This is a genomic window from Micromonospora sp. KC721 (genome assembly GCF_004348355.1).
In the GTDB taxonomy this organism is placed as follows: Bacteria; Actinomycetota; Actinomycetes; order Mycobacteriales; family Micromonosporaceae; genus Micromonospora.
The window spans coordinates 1-5,479 of the sequence record NZ_SMJY01000287.1 but is presented as its reverse complement, the minus strand read 5'-3'; the positions used below and the strand labels follow the sequence as shown (position 1 = coordinate 5,479).

At 75.5% G+C, this 5,479-nt stretch carries 5 protein-coding genes; 4 read left to right on the top strand and 1 reads right to left on the bottom strand.

The window, feature by feature from the left end:
* The first annotated feature begins 162 nt into the window (after positions 1-162).
* Positions 163-2,724: a LuxR C-terminal-related transcriptional regulator gene (locus E1182_RS28825; protein ID WP_207921559.1), complete on the top strand. Its 2,562-nt coding sequence runs from the start codon at positions 163-165 to the stop codon at positions 2,722-2,724.
* Between the two features lie 138 nt (positions 2,725-2,862).
* Here the strand turns inward: E1182_RS28825 and E1182_RS28820 are convergent, their stop codons facing one another.
* Entirely contained in the window at positions 2,863-3,243 is a 381-nt protein-coding gene (locus E1182_RS28820; RefSeq protein WP_132270883.1) for a thiol-disulfide oxidoreductase DCC family protein, read from the bottom strand.
* A gap of 92 nt (positions 3,244-3,335) precedes the next feature.
* Between E1182_RS28820 and E1182_RS28815 the strand changes: the two genes are divergently transcribed.
* The 3 genes from E1182_RS28815 to E1182_RS28805 form a co-directional block, all read left to right on the top strand.
* Entirely contained in the window at positions 3,336-4,403 is a 1,068-nt protein-coding gene (locus E1182_RS28815; protein ID WP_132270882.1) for an Rv2578c family radical SAM protein, read from the top strand.
* A gap of 37 nt (positions 4,404-4,440) precedes the next feature.
* Positions 4,441-4,848, top strand: a complete 408-nt coding sequence (locus tag E1182_RS28810) for a CoA-binding protein (protein WP_132270881.1) — start codon at positions 4,441-4,443, stop codon at positions 4,846-4,848.
* A gap of 56 nt (positions 4,849-4,904) precedes the next feature.
* Positions 4,905-5,479: hypothetical protein (locus tag E1182_RS28805; RefSeq protein WP_132270880.1), on the top strand; the 575-nt coding region annotated here is incomplete at its 3' end.

The window sequence follows — 5,479 nt, the reverse complement described above, 5'->3', positions numbered from 1 at the left end:
CTCCCCGCCCTCCGCCGCGCCGGTCGCCCCGCCGCCGGACCCGGTTGTCGACCTCGGCGAGGGACCACCGCCACGGCCGCCGGTCCGGGTCGTCCCGCTGGAACTACCGCAACCGTCCCGCCGGACGCTCAACCGCCGCCGGGGACGCGAAGGAAGCACGCGATGACCATGACTGCCGGCACCGAGCGTCCCCTCCTGCTCCGTCGGGAACAGCGGACCCTGCTCGACCGGATCGCCGCCGACCCGGCCGCACCGCTCGTCCTCGGCGTCACCGGGGTCGGCGGGCACGGCAAGACCGCCCTGCTGGCGGAGTTGACCCGGCTGCACCGGCAGGCTGGCCAGACGGTCGTGACCACGGTCGACGACGAGCCGCCGGCCCACCCCGACGCGGTACTCATCGTCGACGACGCCCACCTGCTCGACGACGCCCGGCTCGCCACGCTGCGCCGGCTCGCGGAGACCGACCGGCACCGGCTCGTCGTCGCGTACCGGCCCTGGCCCCGACGGGCCGCGCTCACGGAACTGGCCGACACGCTGCGCCGGCACGGGGAGCCGGTGCTGCTCACCCCGCTCACCGCCGACCAGACCGCCGCCCGGCTCGGCGCGGGCACGGAACCAGGTCTCCGGTCCGGGCTCGCCGACTTCGTGCACGGGCAGAGCGCCGGAGTACCCCGGGACGTGGACCGGCTGGCCCGAGCCCTGCGCGGGACGCGGCAGCCGCCGACCGAGCCGCCACAGCCGGCCGTGCTCGAGTTCGGACCGGACCTCGACCGGCTACCGCCCGCCGCACGCCGGCTGCTGCTGGCCCTCGCCGGCGGCGTACCCCTGCCGGTGGACCTGCTCGCGGCGCTGCTCGACCAGACGCCGGAGGCGGTGGCCGACCTGGTCGGCACGACCCGGGCAGCCGGCCTGCTCACCGCCGAGCACCGGATCACCCCCCTGGTCCGGCACGCGGTGCTCACGCTCAGCCCACCAGCGGACCGGACGGCGGTCTGGCGTCGGCTGATCGACCTGCGGCTGGCCCGCGGCGGCGCGGTGCTGCCACTGATCCGTTCCTCCCACGCCACCGGCACCCTCGGCGACTGTCCCGCTCCGGCGCTGCGGGCGGCGGCCGAGGAAGCCCTGGCGGAGGAGCCCGCCCTGGCCACCGAGCTGTTCGCCACCGCCACCGCCGCCGGTGGTGGCGCCGACGGGCGGCAGGCCACCGCCGCGGCGCTCGCCGGCGACCTGGACACCGCCCTGCGGCTGGCGGACCGGCTGCTCGCCACCGCTGCGCCGGCCGACAGGGTCGAGGCCGCCACGGTCGCCGCGACGGCCCTCGCGCACCGCGGGCAGGTGGCCCGCAGCGTCGAGCTGTACCGCTGGTCCGGCACCGCCCCGGCCTCGGCGTTCGCCACCATCGGCGCGCTCGCCACCGGGCAGCGCGACGATCCGCCCGGCACGGGCGGGTCCACGGCCGCCGCGCCCCCCACGTTGCTGGCCGGCGCGGCCCGACTGATGGCCGAGGGGGTACGCGAAAGCATCGACGGTAGCCCCACCGCCGCGCTCTCCGCGCTGATGCAGGCCGCGGCCCTGCTGGAACCGGACGGGCGGACGGTCCTGCTGCCGGACAGCCCCGCCGCACTCGCCGCGCTGACCGCCGTGCACTGCGCCGAACTGGACATCGCCGAGCGGGTGCTCGACCGGGCCACCGCCAGCCGGACCGGTGGACCTCTGCTGGCCCGGCGGCACCGGCTGCTGCGGGCCTGGATCCTGATGCTGCGCGGCAACACGGGTGCCGCTGCCGAGGCGGTGACGGCGATGACCGCCGAGGGTGCGCCGCTGGAGTCCCGCGACCTGCTCTTCGCCACTGGGCTGCGGATGGGCGTCGCCCGGCGCAACAGCGACCTCGGGGAGCTCCAGCGCGGCTGGGGCCACGCGCTGGAGGCCGTACTCCGGCACCCGGTCGACCTGTTCACGCTGCTGCCGCTCGGGGAGTTGGCCATCGCGGCGGCCCGGCTGGGCGACCTCGACCGGCTGGAACCGCACCTGCAGCAGGCCCGGCGGCTGCTGGACGACCTCGACGGCCCGGCCCTGTGGAGCGCCCCGCTGCACTGGTGCGGGCTGCACGCGGCGATCCTCGCCGATCGGCCCGCCACGGCGGACGACCACGTCGCCGCCCTGGTCGCCGCCGCCGACCACAGCCGGTACGCAGCGGTGGTCGCCAGCGCGGCAGTGAGCTGGCTGGAGGTGCTGCGCGGCACGGTCGACCCGGTCCGGGTGGAGACCGCCGCCCGTGGCCTGTACGACGCCGGGCTGCGCTGGGACGCGGCCCGGCTCGCCGGGCAGGCCGCCATCCGCACCTCCGACCGGCGGGCGATGAGCGCCCTGCTGGACTCGGCCCGGATGTTTCAGGGGCGGCCCGGCGGGACGAGGGGCGGGCCGCGGTCGACGGCGGAGGAGCCCGCGGTGGCCGCCGAACCCCCGGTCGACGCGACACCCCGCCACCAGCTCAGCGAGCGGGAGCACGAGGTGGCCGAGCTGGTGCTGGCCGGACTGACCTATCGCGAGATCGGCGACCGGTTGTTCATCTCCGCGAAAACCGTGGAGCACCACGTCGCCCGGATGCGTTCCCGGCTGCACTGCGCCAACCGGGCGGAGCTGCTGGCCCTGCTGCGGACCCTGGTGGCCGAGCGGGTGAGCGCGTCGACCGCGGCCGCCTGGCCGGAACGGACCACGTCGTGACTCTGCGGTGCCGGCGGCCGTGGTCGGTGGCGGAAATCACCACCGACCTGCGTCTGCCGCTGGACACCGTCCGCTGCGCCGGTCTCGCCGGCTGACGCCGCGCATCGGTCCGGCGGGGTTTCCCCGGGCTGGTTGCGGTCAGTCCCGGCGGGCTGATGGCACGGCGCAGGCGGCGGTGCCGCCGGGCAGCCGGTGTCGGTTGCGCGCCACCCAGCGGTACGCGGGCCAGGCGGCGCGGCGTACCGGAGAAAGGCGCAGGCCGGCACCGGCCAACCGCCAGACCCGGCCACTGTCGCCGAGCAGCCGGGCGATGGCGTCCGGACCGGCGGCGCGGGAGCCGTCGGCACCGACCCACTGCACCGCCTCCTCACACTCGGCCTCGGTCAGGCCCAGTGCGTCGAGGTCGGCGAACTGCCAGGGCACCACCCGGGCACCGGTCGGGATGCGCCGCTCGATGAACTCGGCGCACCGGGTGCAGAACGCGCAGTCCCCGTCGTAGACGAAGGTCGACCTCTCCATGCCTCCATCCTCCACCCGGCACGGCGGGGCGCGGGAGTCGGTGTCCGGCGGTTCACTTGCACATCTCTCGTACGCATGTTCGAATGATGGTCATGCGCTGGAAAAACCTCTCCGCTCCCCCGGATGAGGGGCATCCCGAGCGGGCAGCGCCAGCGGCTCCACCCCTGCCGCTGGCGCTGCCCGGCGCGGTCGCCCGCACCTTCGACACCCCGGGCTTCGCCGGGATGACCTTCTACGAGGTGCGAGCCAAGTCGATCATCAACCGGGTGCCGGGCACGTCCCGCGTCCCGTTCGAGTGGACCATCAATCCCTATCGGGGATGCAGCCATGCATGTGTGTACTGCTTCGCGAGAAACACTCACACCTACCTGGATCTCGACGCCGGTGCGGACTTCGACCGCAAGGTGATCGTCAAGGTCAACGCCGGGGAGTTGGTCCGTCGCGAGTTGGCCGCGCCGCGCTGGCGGGGCGCGCCGGTCGCGATGGGCACCAACGTGGACTGCTACCAGCGGGCCGAGGGGCGTTACCAGCTCATGCCGTCGATCATCGAGGCGCTGCGCGACTTCGCGAACCCGTTCTCCATCCTCACCAAGGGCACCCTGATCCTGCGGGATCTGCCACTGCTGCGGCAGGCCGCCGAGGTGACCCGGGTGAGCCTCTCCTTCTCGGTGGGGTTCGTCGACGAGGCGTTGTGGCGGTCGGTCGAACCGGGCACGCCGAGCCCTCGGCGACGGCTGGACGCGGTGCGGGCGCTGAGCGACGCCGGGTTCCCGGTCGGGGTGCTGATGGCGCCGATCCTGCCCGGTCTCGGCGACACCGACGAGTCGATCGAGGCGACCGTGGCGGCGATCGCCGCCGCCGGGGCGACCAGCGTCACCCCGCTGGTGTTGCACCTGCGCCCCGGCGCCCGCGAGTGGTACGCCCACTGGCTCACCCGGGCCCACCCCCGGCTGGTCCCCCGCTACCGTGAGCTGTACCGGGCGGGCGCGTACGCGCCGCAGGCGTACCAGCGGGAGCTGACCGCGCGGGTGCGGATGGCGGCCCGCCGGCACGGGCTGCACCGGGCCGAGCGCGGCGACGACCACCGGCCGCCGCAGCCGGCCGGGCCGTCGCGTACGCCGACCCCACCGGCCGCCGCCGAGCAGCTGTTGCTGTTGTAGCGAGCTGTCCGGTGGGCGGTGGGGTTAGAGTCGGCGGATGCGCAGCGCTCAGCAGATCCTCGCCGACTCGGCCGTGATCGCCGTCGTGGGCGCGTCCCGCGACCCGGGCAAGGCAGCGCACCGCGTGCCGGCGCAGATGCAGCGGTACGGCTGGCGCATCATCCCGGTCAACCCGACGGTGGACGAACTCTTCGGCGAGCGGGCGTACCCGTCCCTGGCCGACATCCCGCACCCGGTCGACCTGGTGGACGTGTTCCGGCCGGCGCGCGACGCGGTGCAGGTGGTCCGTGAGGCGGCGGCGATCGGCGCACCGGCGGTCTGGTTGCAGCTGGGCATCGTCTCGGCCGAGGCGCGACGGATCGCGGAGGCGGCCGGCATGGACTACGTCGAGGACCGGTGCCTGATCGTCGAACGCGCGGCGGCGGGCCTCACTCGCCTTTCCTGACCCGACCGCCCACATCCCTCCAGGTCACGCTGGTGAGTGGGGCCTATGCTGCGGGCGTGCGGATGCCGGCGACGCGGGACGGGCTGTGGGGGCGGCGCGTGCTCGCGCTGCTGGTCGCCGCGGCGGTGGCGGGGCCGGTGCTACTGGGCCTGTCCCGGCTGCCGTCCGCCGACAAACTGAACCTCGACGTTCCTGTCTGGCTCCTGCTCGGGCTGCTGTTCGGCGCGCACGTGCTGGCGCGGCGGTGGTGGCCGCACCGCGACGGTCGCCTGGTGTGGCGGGTGCGGGTGGCGGGTCGGGACGCGGTGGAGCCCGGGCTGGTGGCGCGACGCTCCGTCGCCGGTTGGGTCGAGGTGGCGGGAAGCGTCGTGGTGGTCGGCGTGTTCGCGGCCGGAGGGCTCAACGCGCTGTCCGGGGGACCACCCTCGACCCGGTTCGTCCGGCCGGTGCTCCTGGTCGGGGCCACCGCCGGGGTCGGGTGGATCTGCTACCAGGCGGCCCGGTTCACCGGCCGGCTGGCGCTCACCGCGAGCGGCATCCGGTACGGCCGCCAGGTGTACGACTGGACGAGGCTCGGCCCGGTCGGGCCACACCGGCGGGACGGTCGGGTCGAGGGGGTGTGGCTGCGGCC